The sequence below is a fragment of the Dactylosporangium thailandense genome, from assembly GCF_059739745.1.
This window is the reverse complement of record NZ_AP029195.1, coordinates 6,708,471-6,725,512: the sequence shown is the minus strand read 5'-3', so window position 1 is coordinate 6,725,512 and position 17,042 is coordinate 6,708,471. Positions and strand designations below refer to the sequence as shown.

Here is a 17,042-nt window from a genome sequence, read left to right as displayed (position 1 = left end):
CGCCCTCACCGCGACCAGGCCCCGAAGACCGAGAAGTCCAGGATGCCGGGCGGGGCGGCCAGCACGAGCGGGATGGCGCGGATGACCGGGCCCGCCGTCACGTACTGGGCCGCGGTCGTGCGCACGCCCGGCTCGTCCGGCTCGACGAGGTTCAGCGTCATGACGACCTCGGGCTTGCCGTAGAGGTGGATCGTCCAGTGGTCGCGCCCGGCGTAGCGGGGCCGGGCCGGGTCCATGGTCCAGATGATCGCGAGCGTCACGAACCGCTCGCCGGCCACGATGCCGTGCCAGCGCCACTCGGTCGCCACCACCGTGCCCTCGCGGATGACGCCGGCCGCGACCGTCAGATCCTCGGCGGCCGTCTCGAGGTGGTGGTCGGGTTCGATCCGGTCGTACCGCACCCCCATCGCGTCGCCCATGAAGCGCAGGGTCTCGGCGTACAGCTCGCCGAACAGCACCGGCAGGGTGCCGCCGGCGAGGTCGACGGACGCGGGGTCGGCGCCCATGCCCATGACGTTGAAGACGAAGTCCGGGTCGGGCATGGCGCTCGCGTCGAGCACCTCGTCGATCTCGATCCGGTCGAGGCGCACCGCGACCCCGCTCAGCGCCAGCGCGAGCCGCTCGCCGACGACCCCGGGGCTGATGCCGACGCCGAAGAGCGTGGTGCCGCCCTCCGCGCACGCCCGCTCGAACCTCGCCCGGCGCCCGGGCTCGGGGTAGTGGTGCCCCGCGGTGGTGATGACGTTCTTGCCCGAGCGCAGCAGGCGGCAGATGTCCTCGTCGTGCTCGCCGTAGTCGAGGCGCAGGCGCGGCGCGTGGATGACGACGTCGGCGTCGAGCGCCAGGATCCGCTCGATGTCGCGGGTCGCGACGACGCCGGTGGCCGGCCGGCGGGCGATGTCGCCGGCGTCGCGGCCGGCCTTGCGCTCGCCGTACACGTACAGCCCGGCGAGCTCGAGGTCCGGCGAGTCCAGGATCGCCCGCAGGGTGGTCTTGCCGATGGCGCCGGTGGCCCACTGGACGACGCGGGTGGCCATCTAGTCGCGCCCGGTCCGCAGGACCGCCTTGTGGATCAGGCGTCCCAGGCCGCGCTCGTAGCGGACCGGGTCGCGGGCCAGCCGGGCCCGGGCGTCGACGGCCATCCAGTCCGTGTCGGCGGTCAGCTCGCCCTTCGCCGCCGCCTTGAGGCCGGCCTTGGCGATGTCGCGCGGGTCCTCCTTGTGGCCGTCGACGTGATCCGACATGCGGGTGGCGACCGAGCCGACGATGAGCGCGGTGACCTTCGTGCCCTGGGGCTCCAGCTCGGCGCGCGTGATGCCGGAGAGGAACAGGGCGGCGGCCTTGGCGGGGGAGTACCCGCCCATGAACGCCGTCGGCACGATCGCGGCCACGGAGAGCACGTTGATGATCTGGCCGCCGCCGTTGGCCCCGAGCACCGGCGCGAACGCGCGCGTCATGGCGAGGGTGCCGAAGTAGTTGATCTCCATCTCGCGGCGGGCGGCGTCGGGGTCGGCGGTCAGCACCAGCCGCTGGTTGGTGAACAGCCCGGCGTTGTTGACCAGCAGGTTCACGTCGGCGCAGCGGGCCGCGGCCGCGGCGACCTGCGCCGGGTCCGTGATGTCCAGCTCGACCGGGACGGCGCCGGGGGTCGTGACCGCGTCCGGGTCGCGGCTGCCGGCGTAGACGCGGGCGCCCTGCTCCAGCAGCTCCTCGACGAACGCCAGGCCGATGCCGCGGTTGGCGCCCGTCACGAGCGCGACGACCTCGCTCATGACGCGTACACCGGGTCGTTCGGGAACTTCGCGCCGCGGTGCAGCACCGCGGGGTCGGGGACGAGCATGCCGAAGATCCAGCCTTCCGTGCGGTCCATGTCGTGGTTCCACTCCCACACCAGCCGCCGGTGCCGGATGCCCCAGCGGCCGCCGACCCGCTCGAACACGTCGAGCATCCGGGCCACGGTGAGCGTGTCGCCGGGCTTCACCCGGGCGAACGCGGTCACGTAGCACTCGACCTCGGCCCGGTCGCCGTCGAGCTCGATGAGCACGTTGGAGATCACGTGGGTGGTGATGGACTTCGGGTGCGTCAGCGTGCGCTCGATGCTGTCGGCGTACGCGTCCGCGGGCCCGGTGTAGACCCCGCCGTGCTCCTCCACGGCGCCCGGGAGATAGCAGGCGCGCAGGGCGTCGAGGTCGCCGCGGTCGACGGCCCGCATGTAGCGCGTCAGGATCTCGGTGATCTCCTGCTTGTCCAGCAAGTCTTGAAGCGACACTCAGCCGACCCTTCGTTCGTGGCCTTCCCACAGCGGCTCGCGCAGCACGCGCCGCAGGACCTTTCCGGATGCGTTGCGCGGCAGCGCGTCCACGAAGCGGACCGCGACCGGGCACTTGTAGTGGGCGAGTCGCTCGCGGACCCAGCCGATGAGCGCCGCCTCGGTGAGCTCGCTGCCGGGCTCGCGCACGACGACGGCGACCGGGGACTCGCCCCACCGGGCCGACGGCGCGCTGACGACCGCGACCTCGGCGACCTCGTCGTGGGCCTGCAGCGCGCGCTCGACCTCCGCCGGGTACACGTTCTCGCCGCCGGACACGATCATGTCCTTGGCCCGGTCGACCAGGTAGAGGTACCCCTCGGCGTCGAGCCGGCCCACGTCGCCGGTGCGCATCCAGCCGTCGCCGGGCAGCGTGTAGGCCGTCTCGTCGGGCCGCTGCCAGTAGCCGGCCATCACCTGCGCCGAGCGGATGAGCACCTCGCCGGGCTCGCCAGCGGGCACGTCCTCGAGCGTGCCGGGGGCCACCACGCGCAGCTCGCTGCTCGGGTCGGGCCGGCCGCAGGAGCGCAGCAGGCCGGGCTCGTCGCGGGCCCGCTCGTGGTCCTCGGGGCTCAGGAACGTGGCGCCGCCGGAGACCTCGGTGAGGCCGTAGGACTGCTCCATGGCGGCGCCGAGGCGCTTGGTGGCCTCGACGAGCACCTGGGCGGAGATGGGGGCGGAGCCGTACAGGATCAGGCGCAGGCTGCTCAGGTCGGCCTCGTCGAGCCCGGGGCTGCGCAGCACCACGTCGATGAGCACGGGCACGAGCACCGCCACCCGTACCCGCTCACCGGCGATCATGCCGAGCAGGGCCTGCGGGGCGGCGTCGCGCACCTGGGCCAGGACCGCGCCCTGGCGCAGGCTGTGCACGGCCCACGCGAAGCCGAGGACGTGGAAGTAGGGCGAGACGTTCAGCGAGGCGTCGCCCGGGTCGAGCTGCCACCGGCGCCGGGCCACGTCCAGCATCGAGTGCAGGTTGCGGTTGCGGATCATGACGCCCTTGGGCAGGCCCGTCGTGCCGGAGGAGTACAGCAGCACGGCGAGGTCGTCCGGGTCGGTGACGACGCCCGGGTCCTGCTCCGGCTGCGCGTCCAGCCAGGCCTCGTAGTCGCCGTCGGGATCGTCGCCGTCGAGCACCAGGGTCCGGATGCCGGCGTCGCGGACGAGTTCGGCCTGGGCGGGCTCGGCGAACAGCAGCACCGCGCCGGAGTCGGCCAGCACCGCGGTGAGCTCGGGGCCGGCGAGGCGGAAGTTCAGCGGGACGGGCACGGCGCCCGCCTTGGAGATCCCGGCGACGATGTCCAGCACGTCGGTCCGGTTGAGGCCCGCGTAGGCGACCCGGTCGCCGCGGCGCACGCCGGCGGCGACGAGCCCGGCGGCGACCCGGCTGGAGCGGCGGTCGATCTCGGCGAAGGTGGCGGCACGGCCCTGTCCGGCGACGGCCGGGGCGTCGGGGTGCTGCCTCGCGGCGTCGCGCACGACCTCGGCGATGGAGAACATCGTTGACCTCCAAACGAACCCGTACAGTGTCCACACGCTACAACTAGGAGAGTGACTTGCACAGGGGGCCGGTGGTCGAAATATTTCTGAACCGTTTCTGGATGGTTGCCCCGCGCCGAGGTGAGCATCGTGACCTGCAACGACGCGGAGCGATCACGGCAGCCCATTGACGGGTCACTCCGACTGTTGTAGTAACACGAGTAGCACTGTCAATTGAAGTAAGCGGTGGTCCCCTCGGAGTGGAGGTGCCTGGCCGGTGTCGGTTGCTGCGTTGGACGTGCGCGACGTCCGGATTCGGTTCGGCGGTGTCACCGCCCTCGACGGCATCAGCCTGACCGTCGCCCCCGGCGAGATCTGCGGCCTCATCGGGCCCAACGGCGCCGGCAAGACGACCCTGTTCAACTGCATCACGCGCATCTACCGGCCGGACTCGGGCACCGTGCGCTTCGGCGAGCGCGACCTGCTGGCCGTGCCCCGGCACCGCATCGTGCGGCACGGCATCGCGCGGACGTTCCAGAACCTCGCGCTCTTCGGCTCGCTCAGCGTGCTCGAGAACACCGTCGCGGGGGCCCACGTGCGCCGCGGCCGGCACCGCGCGCTGCGAGCCGAGGCCTACGGCATCCTGGCCGCGCTCGGGCTCACCGACGTCGCCCACCACCCGGCGCAGGGGCTGCCCTTCGGCACCCTCAAGCGCGTCGAGCTGGCCCGGGCCCTGGCCGCGCGGCCCAGCCTGCTGCTGCTGGACGAGCCCGCGGGCGGGCTGACCCACGCCGAGGTGCGCGACCTGGGCGAGCTGATCCGGCGGATTCGGGACCGCTACGAGCTCTCGGCCCTCCTCGTGGAGCACCACATGGGACTCGTGATGGGCATCTGCGACCACGTCGTCGCGATGGACTCCGGACGCAAGATCGCCGACGGCGAGCCCGAAGCGGTGCGCCGCGACGAGACCGTGGCCGCCGCCTACCTGGGGCGGGCGGCATGAGCGACCTGCTGCACGTCGAGGGACTCGTCGCCGGCTACGGCCAGGCGCAGGTGCTGCACGGCGTCGACCTCACCGTCGGCGCGGGCGAGGTCGTGGTCGTGCTCGGCGCCAACGGGGCCGGCAAGACCACCCTCATGCGGGCCATCGCCGGCCTGCTGCCCAGCCGCGGCACGATCGCGTTCGCCGGGCAGCCGCTGGGCGGGCGGCGGCCCGAGGCCGTGGTCGCGCGCGGGGTCAGCCTCGTGCCGCAGGGCCGCGGCACCTTCACCGCCCTGACCGTCCACGAGAACCTGCGCGTCGGCGCCGCGGTGCGCGGCAAGGACAAGGACGGCATCGCCGCCGACATCGAGCACTGGTACGAGGTCTTCCCGGTGCTGAGGGCGAGGGCGAAGCAGGTCGCGGGCACGCTGTCCGGCGGCGAGCAGCAGATGCTCGCCGTCGCCCGCGCGCTCATGAGCCGCCCGAAGCTGCTGCTGTGCGACGAGATCAGCCTGGGCCTCGCCCCGAAGATCGTCGCCGAGCTGTTCGCCGTGCTGCGGAAGATCAACGACGAGGACGGGACCGCGCTGCTGCTCGTGGAGCAGAACGCCGAGCTCGCCCTCGACCTCGCGGGCCGCGCCTATCTGCTGGAGGTCGGCCGCGTCGCCGGACAGGGCCCCGCCGCCGAGTTCCGCGACAACGACGCCGTCCGCCGCGCCTACCTCGGGTACTAGGGGAGGAACACCGTGTCGCTCCTGCTCGACCGGCTCTTCGACGGCATCACGAACGGGTGCGTGTACGCCATCATGGCCCTCGCCCTCGTGATCGTCTTCCGGGGCTCGGGCACCATCAACTTCGCCCAGGGCGAGCTCGCCCTCTTCACCACCTACGTCGCCTGGTGGCTCAGCACCCTCGGCGCGCCGATCTGGGCCGGGCTCGTCGTGGCCACCGTCGTCGGGCTCGTGCTCGGGGCCGGGATCGAGCGCACGCTGATCCGCCCGGTGCGCCGGCGCAACGACATGGCCGTGCTCATCGTCTGCCTCGGGTTGTTCACCGCGCTCAACGCCCTGGCCGGGCTGATCTGGAACTCCGAGTCCAAGGTGATGCCGAGCGTCTTTCCCAACGGGCTCGAGGACTACCTGAGCATCGGCGGGGCGCGGCTGTACTTCGACGGCCTCGGCGTCTGGCTCGTCGTCCTCGTGGTCGTCGGCCTGATGTTCCTGCTGTTCAACCGGACCACGCTCGGGCTGCACATGCGGGCCGTGGCCAACGCGCCCGAGTCGGCCGCCCTCAGCGGCGTGCGCACGGGCCGGGTGCTCATGTTCGGCTGGGGCGTCTCGGGCGCGATCGGCGCCGTCGCCGGCGTGCTCGTCACCCCGCTCTCGCCGCAGCAGCTGGGGCTGCAGACGATGTTCCCGATCCTCATCTACGCCTCGGCCGCGGCGCTCTTCGGCGGCCTTGACAGCCCGGTCGGCGCCGTCGTCGGCGGCCTGGTCCTGGGCGTCCTGCAGCAGCTCATCATGGGCTACGTCGGGTTCATCGGCGACACCCTGCCGCAGACCGCGGCGCTGAGCATCATCGTCGCCGTGCTCGTGCTGCGCCCCAACGGACTCTTCGGCACCCGTCAGCTGGAGCGCGTGTGATGCGAACGCCGATCGTGCTGACCCGCGGCTCCTGGCCGCACCGCGCCGCCCTGCTGGTCCTCGCCGGCCTGGTGATCCTCGCGCTGCTGTGGGCCTCCGGGCTCGCCCAGTTCCGCGTCTCCCAGCTCACCAGCGTGTTCATCTACGCGATCGCGATCAGCGGGCTCAACCTGGCCACCGGGTACACCGGCCTGCTGTCCATCGGGCACAGCGCGTTCTTCGGGCTGGGCGCCTACACCACCGGGATCCTCGTCATGCGGTACAACCTGGATCCGCTCTCGACCATCCTGCCCGCGGTGCTGCTGTGCTTCGTGGTGGGCTTCGTCATCGGCCTGCCCGCCCTGCGCATCCGGGGCCTGTACCTCGCCCTGGTCACCCTGGCCGTCGGCGTCGCCTTCCCGGAGCTGGTGCGCCGCTTCGAGTCGCTCACCGGCGGCGCCCGGGGCCTGGTCATCCGCCGGCGCCTGCTCAACCCGCCGCCGTGGAGCGGCTTCGGCCCCGGCGAGCGCGCCGAGTGGCTGTTCTGGCTCAGCGCCGTCACCCTCGGCGCGGTCCTGCTCCTGGTGCACCTGCTGGTGCGCAGCCGCGCGGGCCTGGCGATGGTCGCCACCCGCGACAACGAGATCGCGGCGGCCGCCTCCGGCGTGCGCGTCGCCGCCGTCAAGACGACGGTCTTCGGGCTCTCCGGCGCCGTCACCGGCCTCGCCGGGTGCCTCTTCGCGATGTACCTCGCCGCCCTCTCCCCGGACGGCTCCTTCACCCTGCTCAAGTCCATCGAGTTCATCACCGGTCTGGTCATCGGCGGCGCCGCGACCCGCCTCGGCCCGCTCGTCGGGGCCTTCGCCGTCGTCTACATCCCCTACCTGACCGCCAACCTCAACCCCGCCAACGTCAGCCAGGGCCAGCTCTCCGGCGTGCTCTTCGGCGTCGTGCTGATCCTGATCATCTTCCTGATGCCCGACGGCATCGTCGGCGGCCTCAGCCGCTTGAGCGGCCGCCTGCTCCAGGTGCACACCCCCACCCCGCTGGTGCAAGAGGAGAACCATGAAGCGTCCACTGTGTCTGATAGCCGCGACCTTACTGCTCGCGGCGTGCAGTAACGCCAACTCCGGCGACGATCCGGCGCCCGCCGCCAGCGGTGGATCGGCCGCCGCCGGCGCCTGGAAGGCCCCCGTCGAGGACTGCGACGACCCGGCCGCCGCCACCAGGCAGATCACCGGCACGCTCAAGGTCGGCTGGTCCGCCGCGCTCTCCGGCCCCCTCGCCGGGGCCGTCGGGGCGGTGCTGCAGGGCATGAAGGACCGCTTCGCCGTGGAGAACGCGGCCGGCGGCGTCGGCGGCGTCAAGCTCGAGGTCGTCACCCGCGACGACGCGTTCGACCCCGCGAAGGCCAAGGCGAACGTCGGGCAGCTGATCCAGAGCGACAAGGTCGACGTGCTCGACGTGTTCGGCTCCGGCCAGCTCGACGCGGTCGCCGACGACCAGAACGCGGCCTGCGTCCCGCTGCTGTTCGCGCAGTCCGGGGTGCCGACCTTCCGCGACGTCAAGAACTTCCCCTGGACGACGCAGTACCTCCCGTCGGCCGACGTCGAGACCGCGTTCGACGTGGAGCTGCTCAAGAAGAAGTACCCCAACGGGGCCAAGGTGGCCATCGCCGCCAACCAGACCGAGTCCGGCAAGGGCCTCGCCGACGGCTTCAAGAAGGCGCTGCAGGGCACCAACCTCGAGCTGGTCAAGGAGGTCTCGCTGGCCGACCCGGCCGCGGCCGCCACGACGCTGAGCGCCAGCGGCGCCCAGGTGCTCTTCGACGCCGGCGTCACGACCGACTGCCCGGCGCTGTCCATCGCGGTCGGCCGCAGCGGCTGGAAGCCCGACACGTTCATCCAGCCGTCCAACTGCGTCGACGGCAACACGCTCTACAAGCCGGCCGGCGCCGCGGCCGACGGGCAGCTCGTCCCGGTGTGGCTCAAGAACCCCGCCAGCGACCTGTACGCCTCCGACCCCGGCATGACCGACTACCTCGCGAAGCTCAAGGCCCAGAACAACCCCGCGCCCACGAACAGCTACACGGTCAACGGCTGGGTCATCGGCGACCTCATGGTCGACGTGTTCAAGAAGGCCGCGGCCTCTCCCTCGAAGCTGTCGCATGCGGGCATCATGGAGGCGGCGCGCACGCAGGAGTATCAGCCGCCGATGTTCATCGACGGGATCAAGTGGCGGATGGCCCCGTCGGCCCCGCTGGGCATCCTGGCGTTCCGCCCGTTCCAGTGGGACGCGACCGGGGTGGCGTTCAAGCCGTTCGGCGACGTCATCGACATCTCCAGCAAGTACATCACCAAATAGTCGAAGGGGGTTCGGGCATGCCGGGACGCAAACTGCACCCGCCCGAGCGCGTGGCGGAGTACACCGCGCGCGGCTGGTGGTCGCAGGACACCATGGATGCACTGCTGCGGGCGCAGGTCGCCCGGCAGCCCGACCGGCTCGCCGTCGTCGACCCGGCCAACAAGGCCGCGCTCGTCGGCTCCGAGCCGCGCCGCCTCACCTGGGCCGAGCTGGACCGCGAGACGGACCGCCTGGCCGCGGTGCTGCTGTCCCTGGGCGCGCAGCCGGGCGACGTCTTCGCGGTCCAGCTCCCCAACACCGTGGAGCTCGTCGTGGCCTACCTGGCCGCCTGGCGGATCGGCCTCATCGTCACGCCGTTCCCCGTCCAGTTCCGCTCGCACGAGATCACGTCTATGGCGGAGCTGGCCTCGGTCAAGTTCTTCCTGACGTCCTCGCGCATCGGCGACCGGGCACACGCGGCCGAAGTCGCCGGCTACGGGATTCAAGGGCCGGTCCTGTCCCATGGCGAAGACCTCCCCGACGGCGTGCTGCCGGCCGACGCGCTGATGGCCGCCGCCGACGTGTCCACAGTGGACGTGTACGAGGCCGACCCGAACGAGTGCGTGACGATCTGCTGGACGTCGGGCACCGAGAGCACCCCGAAGGGCGTCCCGCGCTGCCACTACGACTGGCTCGCGATCTGCTGGGCCACCGTCGAGGCGCCCCGCCTCACCGAGGACGACGTGCTGCTCAACCCGTTCCCGATGGTGAACATGGCCGGCATCAACGGCATGTTCCTGCCCTGGCTGCGGGTCGGCTGCGTCCTGGTGCAGCACCACCCGTTCGACCTGCCGACGTTCCTGGGGCAGATCACCACCGAGCGGGCCACCTACACCGTCGCCCCGCCGGCCCTGCTCACCCTGCTGCTGCAGCGCACCGAGCTGCTGGCCGCCGCCGACCTGGGAAGCCTCAAGCAGATCGGGTCCGGCTCGGTGCCGCTGCAGCCGCCGATGGTCCGCGGCTGGCAGGAGCGCTACGACATCGGGATCATCAACTTCTTCGGGTCGAACGAGGGCATCTCGCTGCTCACCGACCCGCACGACGTGCCCGACCCGGAGCAGCGCGCCCGCTTCTTCCCGCGCTACGGCGTGCCCGGCTACACGTGGAGCTCCCGCGTCACCGAGTGGACCAGCGTCCGGCTCGTCGACCCGGCGACCGGCGAGGAGGTCACCGAGCCCGGGGTCCCCGGCGAGCTGCGGCTGAAGGGGCCCACGGTCTTCGCGGGGTACCTGCACGGCGAGCGCCTCCCGAGCCCGTTCGACGAGGAGGGGTACCTGCGCACCGGCGACGTGTTCGTCATCGCGGGGGAGGACGGGCAGTTCCTGGAGTACGTCGACCGGGCCAAGGACCTCGTGATCCGGGGCGGGATGAACATCGCCCCGGCCGAGCTGGAGGGGCTCATCGCCGAGCACCCGGCCGTGGCCGACGTGGCCGTGATCGGCTACCCCGACGACGTGCTCGGCGAGCGGGTCTGCGCCGTCGTGGTGCTCCGCGACGGCCAGGAGCTCGACCTGCCCGGGCTCGTGCGGTTCCTGCAGGACAAGCGGATCGCGTCGTACAAGCTGCCCGAACGGCTCGACGTGCGCCCGGCCCTGCCCCGCAACCCGGTCGGCAAGGTCCTCAAACGACAGCTGCGTGAGGAGGTGAACGCGTGACCGCCCCCCTGGACGTTGCGCGTGACATGATCGACGCCTGGAACCGGATGGACTGGGACCGCGTCGTGGCCCTGTTCGCCGAGGACGGCGTGCTGCACAGCGTGATGCAGGACCCGATCGTCGGCCGGCCCGGCATCGAGGCCCGCATCCGCTCGCTGACCGCCGGGCTGGAGCGCATCGAGCTGCGGGTGAAGGCGATGGGCGTCATCGACGGCCGCGTCTTCATCGAGCGCGTCGACGACTTCGACATCGGCGGGCACCACGTGGAGCTGCCGGTCGTGGGGATCCTGCGCATCGGCTCCTCCGGGCTGGTGACCGAGTGGCTGGAGTACTACGACCGCGCCTCCATGATGCGCGGCATGGGGCTCCCGGCGGATTTCAGCCACTCGTGAGCATCGAGATCTCCCTCGGCCTGTGGCAGGACCGCCCGGCGGGCGAGGCGCTGGACACCGCGCGGATCGCCGGCGAGCACGGCTTCCCGGCCGTGTGGATCGGCGAGATGGCCACCTACGACGCGTTCGCGCTCGCGACCGCCGCCGGGCCGCTGCTGCCGGCCGCGACCCGCCTGGTGCTCGGCCCGTTCGCGGTCGCCGTGCGCGACCCGATGATGGTGGCGATGGGCGCGGCCTCGGTCGCGGCGCTGACCGGCCGCGCGGTCTCGGTCGCGCTGGGCACCTCCAGCCCCGTGGTCGTCGAGCAGTGGCACGGCCGCTCCCGGGCCGGCTCCGCGCGGGCGCTCGACGAGTCCGCCCAGGCCGTCAAGGCGCTCCTCGCCGGAGAGCGGGTGCGGGGGTACCGCCTGCGCCTGCCCCCGGTCCCCGGCGAGCTCGTCGTCGCCGCCTTCGGCCCGCGCGCGGTCGCCACCGCGGCCCGGCACGCGGACCGGATGGTGCTGAACCTGCTCGACCCGCCCACCGCCGGCGACCTCGTCGCCCGGCTGGACGCGGCCGCGGACGGTCCCCGCCCGCGGGTGGCCGCCTGGGCGCCGGCCGCGATCGGCACCGACCTGGCGGCCGCGTACGAGCAGCTGCGCCGGGGCGTCGTCGGCTACCTGGCCGCGCCCGGGTACTGCGACATGTTCGTCCGCGCCGGCTTCGGCGACGTGGTCGACTTCGCCCGCACCGGCCCGCACCCGCGGGACCTGCTGGCCGCGATCCCCACCGAGCTGGTCGACGCGATCGGCGTGGTGGGCACGCCCGCCGACGCGGCGAAGCGGGTCGCCGAGTACCACGCGAACGGCGTCGACGACGTCGTGCTGGTGCCGTCGTCCACCGACGCGGATCCGGCCGGGGCCGCGACTTTGGCCGCCGCGCGGGAGCTCCTGTGACGCCGGGAATGCTGCTGCTCAGCGTCGCGCGGCGGATTCCGGGCCGGGTCGCCGTGCGGGCCGGGGGCACCGAGCGCACGTACGGCGAGCTGTTCGACAACGCGGCCCGGTTCGCCGGCGCCCTCACCGCGCACGGCCTGCGCGCCGGCGACCGGGTCGCGTTGATGATGGAGAACCGGATCGAGGCCCTGGAGTGCTATCTCGGGTGCCTGCTGGGCGGCTACCCGGCGGTCCACGTGAACGACCGCCTGGCGCTGCCCGAGGTCCAGTCCATCGTGGACGACGCCGGGGCGGCCGCCTTCGTCGCCTACGGCCGGTCGGTCACCGCACCCGTGGTCCTGGAGCCGGTCTTCGACGCCGCGCCCATCGGCCCGCGCCTGGTCCCGCCGACGGCCCCGGCCATCATCGGCTACACGAGCGGCACGACGGGCACCCCCAAGGGCGTCGTGATCACGCAGGAGAACCTGAACCGGATCATCCTGCACATGCCGGTCCACGACGGCCTGCGCCCCGGCAGCCGCTGCGCCTTCACCGGCTCGTTCTCCTTCGTGGCCGGCATCTGGGGCGTCATGCTGCCGCACCTGTACCTCGGCGGCGAGCTCTCGTTCATGGCCGGCCTGCCCCCGGCCGAGTGGATCGACCGCATGATCCGCGAGCGCTCGAACTTCACCTACGTGCCGTCGCCGCTCGCGCCCGCGTTCATCGAGGAGGTACGCCGGCGGCCCGAGGTGCTCGAGTCCCTGACGGGCGTGCTGCACTCGGCCTCGGCGATGCGACCCGACGTCATGCGCGAACTCGTCGCCGTCATCGGCGACCGCTTCGTGGAGACCTGGGGCATGACGGAGACGGGCGCCCCGGTCACCACGACGGTCCCCGCCGACTGGACCGCGTCCTGCGAGGCCGACGACATCTACGCCTCGGCGGGCCGCCCGGCCAACATCGCCTCCGTCCGCGTCGTGGACCCCTCCGGCGCGCAGCTGCCGCCGGGGGAGGAGGGCGAGCTGCTGGTCCAGTCGGAGACGCTCTTCGCCGGCTACTACGGCCGTCCCGAGGAGACCGCCGCGGCCCTGCGCGACGGCTGGCTGCACACCGGCGACATCGGCCGCGTCGACCGGGCCGGCTACGTCTACATCACCGACCGCCTGAAGGACATGATCGTGACCGGCGGCATGAACGTCTACCCGGCCGAGGTCGAGCGGGCCCTGTCCCGCATGCCGGGCGTGGCCGAGGTCGCGGTCTTCGGCGCCCCGCACGAGCGCTGGGGCGAGACGGTGGTCGCGGCGGTGGTCCGCGCCCCGGGCCACACCTTCGACGACCGGCTGGTGATCGACTGGTCGCGGCGGCACCTGGCGTCGTACAAGAAGCCGACCGCGGTCATGTTCCTGGACGCCCTGCCGCGCAACGCCGCCCTGAAGGTCCCCAAGCCCCGCCTGCGGGAGCTGTACGCCCGGCGCTGACACGCCACCCGCCGCGCCCGCGCGCCGGGTGGCTAGGTCCGGGGACACCACGTGCCGTCGAGCGGAATGCCGGCGGCACCGTGTCGACCAGGCCGGGATGACCGGCGGCCACGATCGTGCCCACCGGGTTGCCGGCCGGGAACACCGTCAGGTCGTCAGCGCGCAGCAGGATCAGGTCGGCGTCCTTGCCGGGTGTGATGCTGCCCGTCCGGCCGGCGAGCCCGCACGCCCGGGCACCGTCGACGGTGGCGAACTCCAGCACGTCGCGCGAGCGCAGGCCGCCGTCGAGGCCGCGCTGCACCGCGAACGCGGTCCGCATGGTGGCGAACATGTCGCCGCCGGCCGACGGGCAGTCGTCGGTGGACAGCGTCGGGCGCAGGCCGGCGGCGAGCATCCGGCCGGTCTCCGGCCAGCCGATGCCCATCTTCAGCTCCACATCCGGGCTGATCGACACCGAGCCGCCGGCGTCGGCGAGCATCCGCAGCTGCTCGTCGCTGATCCCGTTGGCGTGCACGAAGGTGGTGGTGTCGAACAGCAGGCCGTGGTCGCGGAGCCCGGCGATCGGGCGGCCGCCGGCGCCACCGGTCTCGATGTGCACGCCGGTCCGGAGCCCGTGCTCGGCGGCCAGTCGCAGGTCGTCGGCGACGATGTCCATGGTGGTCATCTCGGGTCCGCGAAGCCCGAGCGCCATCGTGAGCAGGCCGTCTCCGGACATCGCCGAGCGGACCCGGCGGACCTCGGCGTCGATCGGGTCGTCGGTGCGGAACCCGGCGCCGTAGCAGAAGACCGACCGCCCGGGCGCGTCCCGCAGCGCCGCGACGGCGGCGTCGGCGTGTGCGGGGCTCTGCCCGCAGTGGAACCAGTCCAGCATCGTGGTGACGCCGGAGTGCAGCGCCTCAAGCCGGCCGAGCAGGTTGCCCAGATAGACGTCCTCGGGCCGGTAGTGGGGCTTCAACGTGCCGTGTACCGCCGCCAGGTACTCGGCGAACGTCCAGTCCGCGCCGATGCCGCGCAACGCCGTCTGCCAGGTGTGCCGGTGGGTGTCGACGAAGCCGGGGAGCACGATGCGGTCGGTCGCGTCGATCACCTCGGCGTCGGTGACGTCGATCCGCTCGGCCACCTCGACGATCACGCCGTTGTCGATGAGGACGTCGCCGCGGCCGAGATCGCGGGTGGCCGGGTCCATGCCGACCACCGTGCCGCCGGAGAGCAGGGTCCTCATCGGGTGGGTCCCGGCACCGTCGCCGCGTCCGCGGCGAGCACCGCGTCGGCCGCGGCGAGCGCGTCGGCGACCAGGTCGGCCGTGTCCTCCGTGCCGGCGGCCAACCGGACCAGGCCCGGCGCAACCCCCGAGCCGGCAAGCTGCTCCTCGCTGAGCATCCCGCGCCACATCGAGGCCGGATGCACGGCGAGCGACTCCACGCCGCCGAGGCTGGCCGACCGGCGGGCGTAGCGCAGCCGGCCGAGGAAGCTGTCGGCCGCCTCGAAACCGCCGGCGAGCTCGATCCCGAGCACCCCGCCGAATCCGCTCATCTGGCTGGCCGCCAACGCGTGCTGTGGGTGCGTCGCCAGGCCGGGGTAGTGCACCCGGGCCACCGCCGGGTGGTCGTGCAACGCCTCGGCCAGGGCCTGACCGTTGGCGTTGTGCCGGGCCATCCGCAGCGGCAGCGTGCGGAGGCCGCGCAGCAGCAACCACGCGTCGAACGGGCCGAGCACGGCACCGGTGAGCACGGCGACGTCCCAGATCCGGTTCAGGGCCTCGGCCGGCCCGGCCACCACCCCGGCGGACACGTCGCTGTGGCCGTTGAGGTACTTGGTCGCGCTGTGCCAGACCAGGTCGATGCCGAGGTCCGCCGGTCGCTGGTTGACCGCGGTGGCGAAGGTGTTGTCCGCCATCGTCAGCACGCCGTGCGCGCGGGCCAGGTCCGCGACGGCGCGCAGGTCGGTGACCTGCAGCAGCGGGTTGCTCGGCGATTCCACCAGGATCAGGCGGGTCTGCGGGGTCAGCGCACGCTCGAACGCCTCCGCGTCGGTCTGGTCCACCTGCGTGATCGACACGCCCAGCCGCGGCAACAGGTTCAGCAGTACCGCCGCCGTGCCGCCGTAGGTGGAGCGCTGCCCGATCACGTGGTCACCGGCGGACACCAGGGCCAGCACGGCGGTGGTGAGGGCGGCCATGCCGGACGCGGTGACCATGGCCGCCTCGGTGTGCTCCAGCTCCGCGACCACGGCCGCGACCTGCGCGTGGTTCGGGTTGCCGTAGCGGGTGTAGAAGCCGTGGCCGCGCGGGTGGACGGCGGCCTGCGCGAACTGCTCCGCGTCCTCGGCCCAGAACGCCGCCGTCTGGTAGATGGGTGGTGCGACGGCGCGGCCGGCCTGCACGCCGCGGTCGGCGTGAACGGCGACCGTACTGCTGCCCGACATGGATTCCCCTCCGTGGACCGCCGGATGTGACGCCATGGAGCATGACCGGCCGCAGCGCCGACGCCCACGAGTCCGGGCAACTTTGGCAGCAAGTTGCGCCCGGTTCGCGGCACGTGATGGTGCTACCTGCGGTGACACGGCAATAATCTGCCACCATGGACGAGGTCGACCGGGCGATTCTGGCCGTGCTGGAACAGCACGGCCGGATCAGCAACGCCGAACTCGCCGCCCGGGTCGGCCTGTCGCCGTCGCCCTGCCTCCGGCGCGTGCGCCGGCTTGAGGAGACCGGGGTGATCCGCGGCTACCGGGCACTGGTCGATCCCGCCGCCGTCGGCCGCGGCCTGCGGGTGTTCGCCGGCGTCCGGCTGGTGCGGCACGCGCGCGCCGATGTGGTCGCGTTCGAGCGTGCGGTCACCCGGCTGCCCGAGGTTGTGCACAGCCACCATGTCACCGGCAACTACGACTACCTGCTCCAGGTCGAGGTCGCCGACCTGCCCGCCTACGAGGACTTCCACGCCAACCGGTTGGCCGGCCTGCCCGGCGTGGCCATGGTGACCAGCTACGTCACCATGAAGACGCTCACTCCCGGCACTGCGTGATCGACTGCGCACCACCGGCCGGCACCCGCAGTCGGGTCAGCGGGCGGCCTGCTTGATCAGGCCGGCCACCGCAGCGGGCTGGGAGACGTAGACGGCGTGGCTGCCGGCCACCTCGACGACGGTGCAGCCGGCGCGTTCGGACATCGCGCGCTGGGCCGACGGCGGGATCATGCGGTCGTCGGTGGCGACCAGGTACCAGCTCGGCTTGCTGCGCCAAGCGGGTTCGTTGACGGCGCCGGCGAGGGCGTCGACGCCCCATGGGACCTGGGCGTCGGCCAGGAACTGGGCCTGGGCTGCCGGGAGGTCGCCGGCGAAGGAGGCGTGGAACTTGTCACGGTCGAGGAAGAGAAACCCATCGACGGGAGGCAGGATCGGCGGGACCGGGGCGCCCGGCGGCGGGTCGGCGATCAGGGTGTTCACCGATTCGCCCTTGTCGGGCGCGAACGCGGCGATGTAGACGAGCGCGGCCACGTTCGGGTGGGTGCCCGCCTCGCTGATCACGGCACCGCCGTACGAATGACCGACGAGGACCGTGGGGCCGTCCTGCCGGTCGAGGACCATGCGGGTTGCCTCGGCGTCGCCCTGCAGCGACAGGGTGGGGTTCTGCACGACGCTGACCCGGTATCCGTCCTGCTTGAGCAGGTCGTAGACCGCCTGCCAGCCGGATCCGTCGACGAAACCGCCGTGCACCAGCACGACGTTGGTAACAGCACTCACGACGTTCACTCCTCGCGTGGTGGACCGGTGCGAATGAGCACGACGGTAGGCGGCCGGTCGCGGCGTTCG

General features: G+C 72.6%; 17 protein-coding genes. 10 read left to right on the top strand and 7 right to left on the bottom strand.

The genetic code is table 11. The features are described 5' to 3' along the window. Positions 1–5 precede the first annotated feature (5 nt). The 4 genes from AC6JBM_RS29635 to AC6JBM_RS29620 are packed head-to-tail and all read right to left on the bottom strand — an operon-like array spanning position 6 to position 3,808. Entirely contained in the window at positions 6–1,037 is a 1,032-nt protein-coding gene (locus AC6JBM_RS29635) for an NAD(P)H-dependent amine dehydrogenase family protein (protein ID WP_497977329.1), read from the bottom strand. After that, positions 1,038–1,772, bottom strand: coding sequence for an SDR family oxidoreductase (locus tag AC6JBM_RS29630; RefSeq protein ID WP_497977328.1), 735 nt, complete (start codon positions 1,770–1,772; stop codon positions 1,038–1,040). Next, a complete protein-coding gene (locus AC6JBM_RS29625; protein ID WP_497977327.1) occupies positions 1,769–2,269 on the bottom strand; it encodes a nuclear transport factor 2 family protein in 501 nt (166 codons plus the stop codon). Before AC6JBM_RS29625 ends, AC6JBM_RS29630 begins: the two co-directional genes overlap by 4 nt. Beyond that, the gene (locus tag AC6JBM_RS29620; RefSeq protein ID WP_497977326.1) at positions 2,270–3,808 is read right to left on the bottom strand and encodes a long-chain-fatty-acid--CoA ligase; all 1,539 of its coding nucleotides are present in this window, start codon (positions 3,806–3,808) and stop codon (positions 2,270–2,272) included. 256 nt (positions 3,809–4,064) lie between these two features. On the opposite strand from AC6JBM_RS29620, the gene AC6JBM_RS29615 reads away from it, so the two are divergent. Genes AC6JBM_RS29615 through AC6JBM_RS29575 form a run of 9 tightly spaced genes read left to right on the top strand, consistent with a single transcriptional unit; the run spans position 4,065 to position 13,233 of the window. Next, positions 4,065–4,790 (top strand): ABC transporter ATP-binding protein, encoded by a 726-nt coding sequence (locus AC6JBM_RS29615; protein WP_497977325.1) that lies wholly within the window; start codon positions 4,065–4,067, stop codon positions 4,788–4,790. Then, positions 4,787–5,503 (top strand): ABC transporter ATP-binding protein, encoded by a 717-nt coding sequence (locus AC6JBM_RS29610; RefSeq protein WP_497977324.1) that lies wholly within the window; start codon positions 4,787–4,789, stop codon positions 5,501–5,503. Before AC6JBM_RS29615 ends, AC6JBM_RS29610 begins: the two co-directional genes overlap by 4 nt. Positions 5,504–5,515: 12 nt before the next feature. Then, complete coding sequence (locus tag AC6JBM_RS29605) at positions 5,516–6,412, top strand: branched-chain amino acid ABC transporter permease (protein ID WP_497977323.1); 897 nt, start codon at positions 5,516–5,518, stop codon at positions 6,410–6,412. Further along, positions 6,412–7,512 carry a branched-chain amino acid ABC transporter permease gene (locus tag AC6JBM_RS29600; protein WP_497977322.1) on the top strand — a complete coding sequence of 367 codons (1,101 nt, stop codon included), beginning with the start codon at positions 6,412–6,414 and terminating at the stop codon, positions 7,510–7,512. Before AC6JBM_RS29605 ends, AC6JBM_RS29600 begins: the two co-directional genes overlap by 1 nt. Continuing rightward, positions 7,457–8,755 (top strand): ABC transporter substrate-binding protein, encoded by a 1,299-nt coding sequence (locus AC6JBM_RS29595; RefSeq protein WP_497977321.1) that lies wholly within the window; start codon positions 7,457–7,459, stop codon positions 8,753–8,755. Before AC6JBM_RS29600 ends, AC6JBM_RS29595 begins: the two co-directional genes overlap by 56 nt. Positions 8,756–8,772: 17 nt before the next feature. Further along, on the top strand, positions 8,773–10,449 hold the full coding sequence (locus AC6JBM_RS29590) for a class I adenylate-forming enzyme family protein (RefSeq protein ID WP_497977320.1): 1,677 nt from the start codon (positions 8,773–8,775) through the stop codon (positions 10,447–10,449). After that, entirely contained in the window at positions 10,446–10,841 is a 396-nt protein-coding gene (locus AC6JBM_RS29585; protein WP_497977319.1) for a nuclear transport factor 2 family protein, read from the top strand. Before AC6JBM_RS29590 ends, AC6JBM_RS29585 begins: the two co-directional genes overlap by 4 nt. Further along, the gene (locus AC6JBM_RS29580) at positions 10,838–11,776 is read left to right on the top strand and encodes an LLM class F420-dependent oxidoreductase (protein ID WP_497977318.1); all 939 of its coding nucleotides are present in this window, start codon (positions 10,838–10,840) and stop codon (positions 11,774–11,776) included. Before AC6JBM_RS29585 ends, AC6JBM_RS29580 begins: the two co-directional genes overlap by 4 nt. Next, the gene (locus AC6JBM_RS29575; RefSeq protein WP_497977317.1) at positions 11,773–13,233 is read left to right on the top strand and encodes a class I adenylate-forming enzyme family protein; all 1,461 of its coding nucleotides are present in this window, start codon (positions 11,773–11,775) and stop codon (positions 13,231–13,233) included. The genes AC6JBM_RS29580 and AC6JBM_RS29575 overlap by 4 nt, the downstream gene beginning before the upstream one ends. Here AC6JBM_RS29575 and AC6JBM_RS29570 read toward each other — a convergent pair. Beyond that, a complete protein-coding gene (locus AC6JBM_RS29570) occupies positions 13,151–14,455 on the bottom strand; it encodes an amidohydrolase family protein (protein ID WP_497977316.1) in 1,305 nt (434 codons plus the stop codon). The two genes, AC6JBM_RS29575 and AC6JBM_RS29570, sit on opposite strands and share 83 nt — an antisense overlap. Next, positions 14,452–15,657, bottom strand: a complete 1,206-nt coding sequence (locus tag AC6JBM_RS29565; protein WP_497977315.1) for a trans-sulfuration enzyme family protein — start codon at positions 15,655–15,657, stop codon at positions 14,452–14,454. Before AC6JBM_RS29565 ends, AC6JBM_RS29570 begins: the two co-directional genes overlap by 4 nt. Positions 15,658–15,812: 155 nt before the next feature. Between AC6JBM_RS29565 and AC6JBM_RS29560 the strand changes: the two genes are divergently transcribed. Next, complete coding sequence (locus tag AC6JBM_RS29560) at positions 15,813–16,256, top strand: Lrp/AsnC family transcriptional regulator (RefSeq protein WP_350609579.1); 444 nt, start codon at positions 15,813–15,815, stop codon at positions 16,254–16,256. A 36-nt stretch (positions 16,257–16,292) separates the two neighbouring features. Here the strand turns inward: AC6JBM_RS29560 and AC6JBM_RS29555 are convergent, their stop codons facing one another. Next, on the bottom strand, positions 16,293–16,973 hold the full coding sequence (locus AC6JBM_RS29555; protein ID WP_497977314.1) for an alpha/beta fold hydrolase: 681 nt from the start codon (positions 16,971–16,973) through the stop codon (positions 16,293–16,295). Between the last annotated feature and the right edge of the window lie 69 nt (positions 16,974–17,042).

Coding starts and splice junctions, on each gene's coding strand:
- AC6JBM_RS29635 (WP_497977329.1), bottom strand. CDS start 1,037: ATGGCCACCCGCGTCGTCCAGTGGGCCACCGGCGCCATCGGCAAGACC.
- AC6JBM_RS29630 (WP_497977328.1), bottom strand. CDS start 1,772: ATGAGCGAGGTCGTCGCGCTCGTGACGGGCGCCAACCGCGGCATCGGC.
- AC6JBM_RS29620 (WP_497977326.1), bottom strand. CDS start 3,808: ATGTTCTCCATCGCCGAGGTCGTGCGCGACGCCGCGAGGCAGCACCCC.
- AC6JBM_RS29610 (WP_497977324.1), top strand. CDS start 4,787: ATGAGCGACCTGCTGCACGTCGAGGGACTCGTCGCCGGCTACGGCCAG.
- AC6JBM_RS29600 (WP_497977322.1), top strand. CDS start 6,412: ATGCGAACGCCGATCGTGCTGACCCGCGGCTCCTGGCCGCACCGCGCC.
- AC6JBM_RS29595 (WP_497977321.1), top strand. CDS start 7,457: ATGAAGCGTCCACTGTGTCTGATAGCCGCGACCTTACTGCTCGCGGCG.
- AC6JBM_RS29590 (WP_497977320.1), top strand. CDS start 8,773: ATGCCGGGACGCAAACTGCACCCGCCCGAGCGCGTGGCGGAGTACACC.
- AC6JBM_RS29570 (WP_497977316.1), bottom strand. CDS start 14,455: ATGAGGACCCTGCTCTCCGGCGGCACGGTGGTCGGCATGGACCCGGCC.
- AC6JBM_RS29565 (WP_497977315.1), bottom strand. CDS start 15,657: ATGTCGGGCAGCAGTACGGTCGCCGTTCACGCCGACCGCGGCGTGCAG.
- AC6JBM_RS29560 (WP_350609579.1), top strand. CDS start 15,813: ATGGACGAGGTCGACCGGGCGATTCTGGCCGTGCTGGAACAGCACGGC.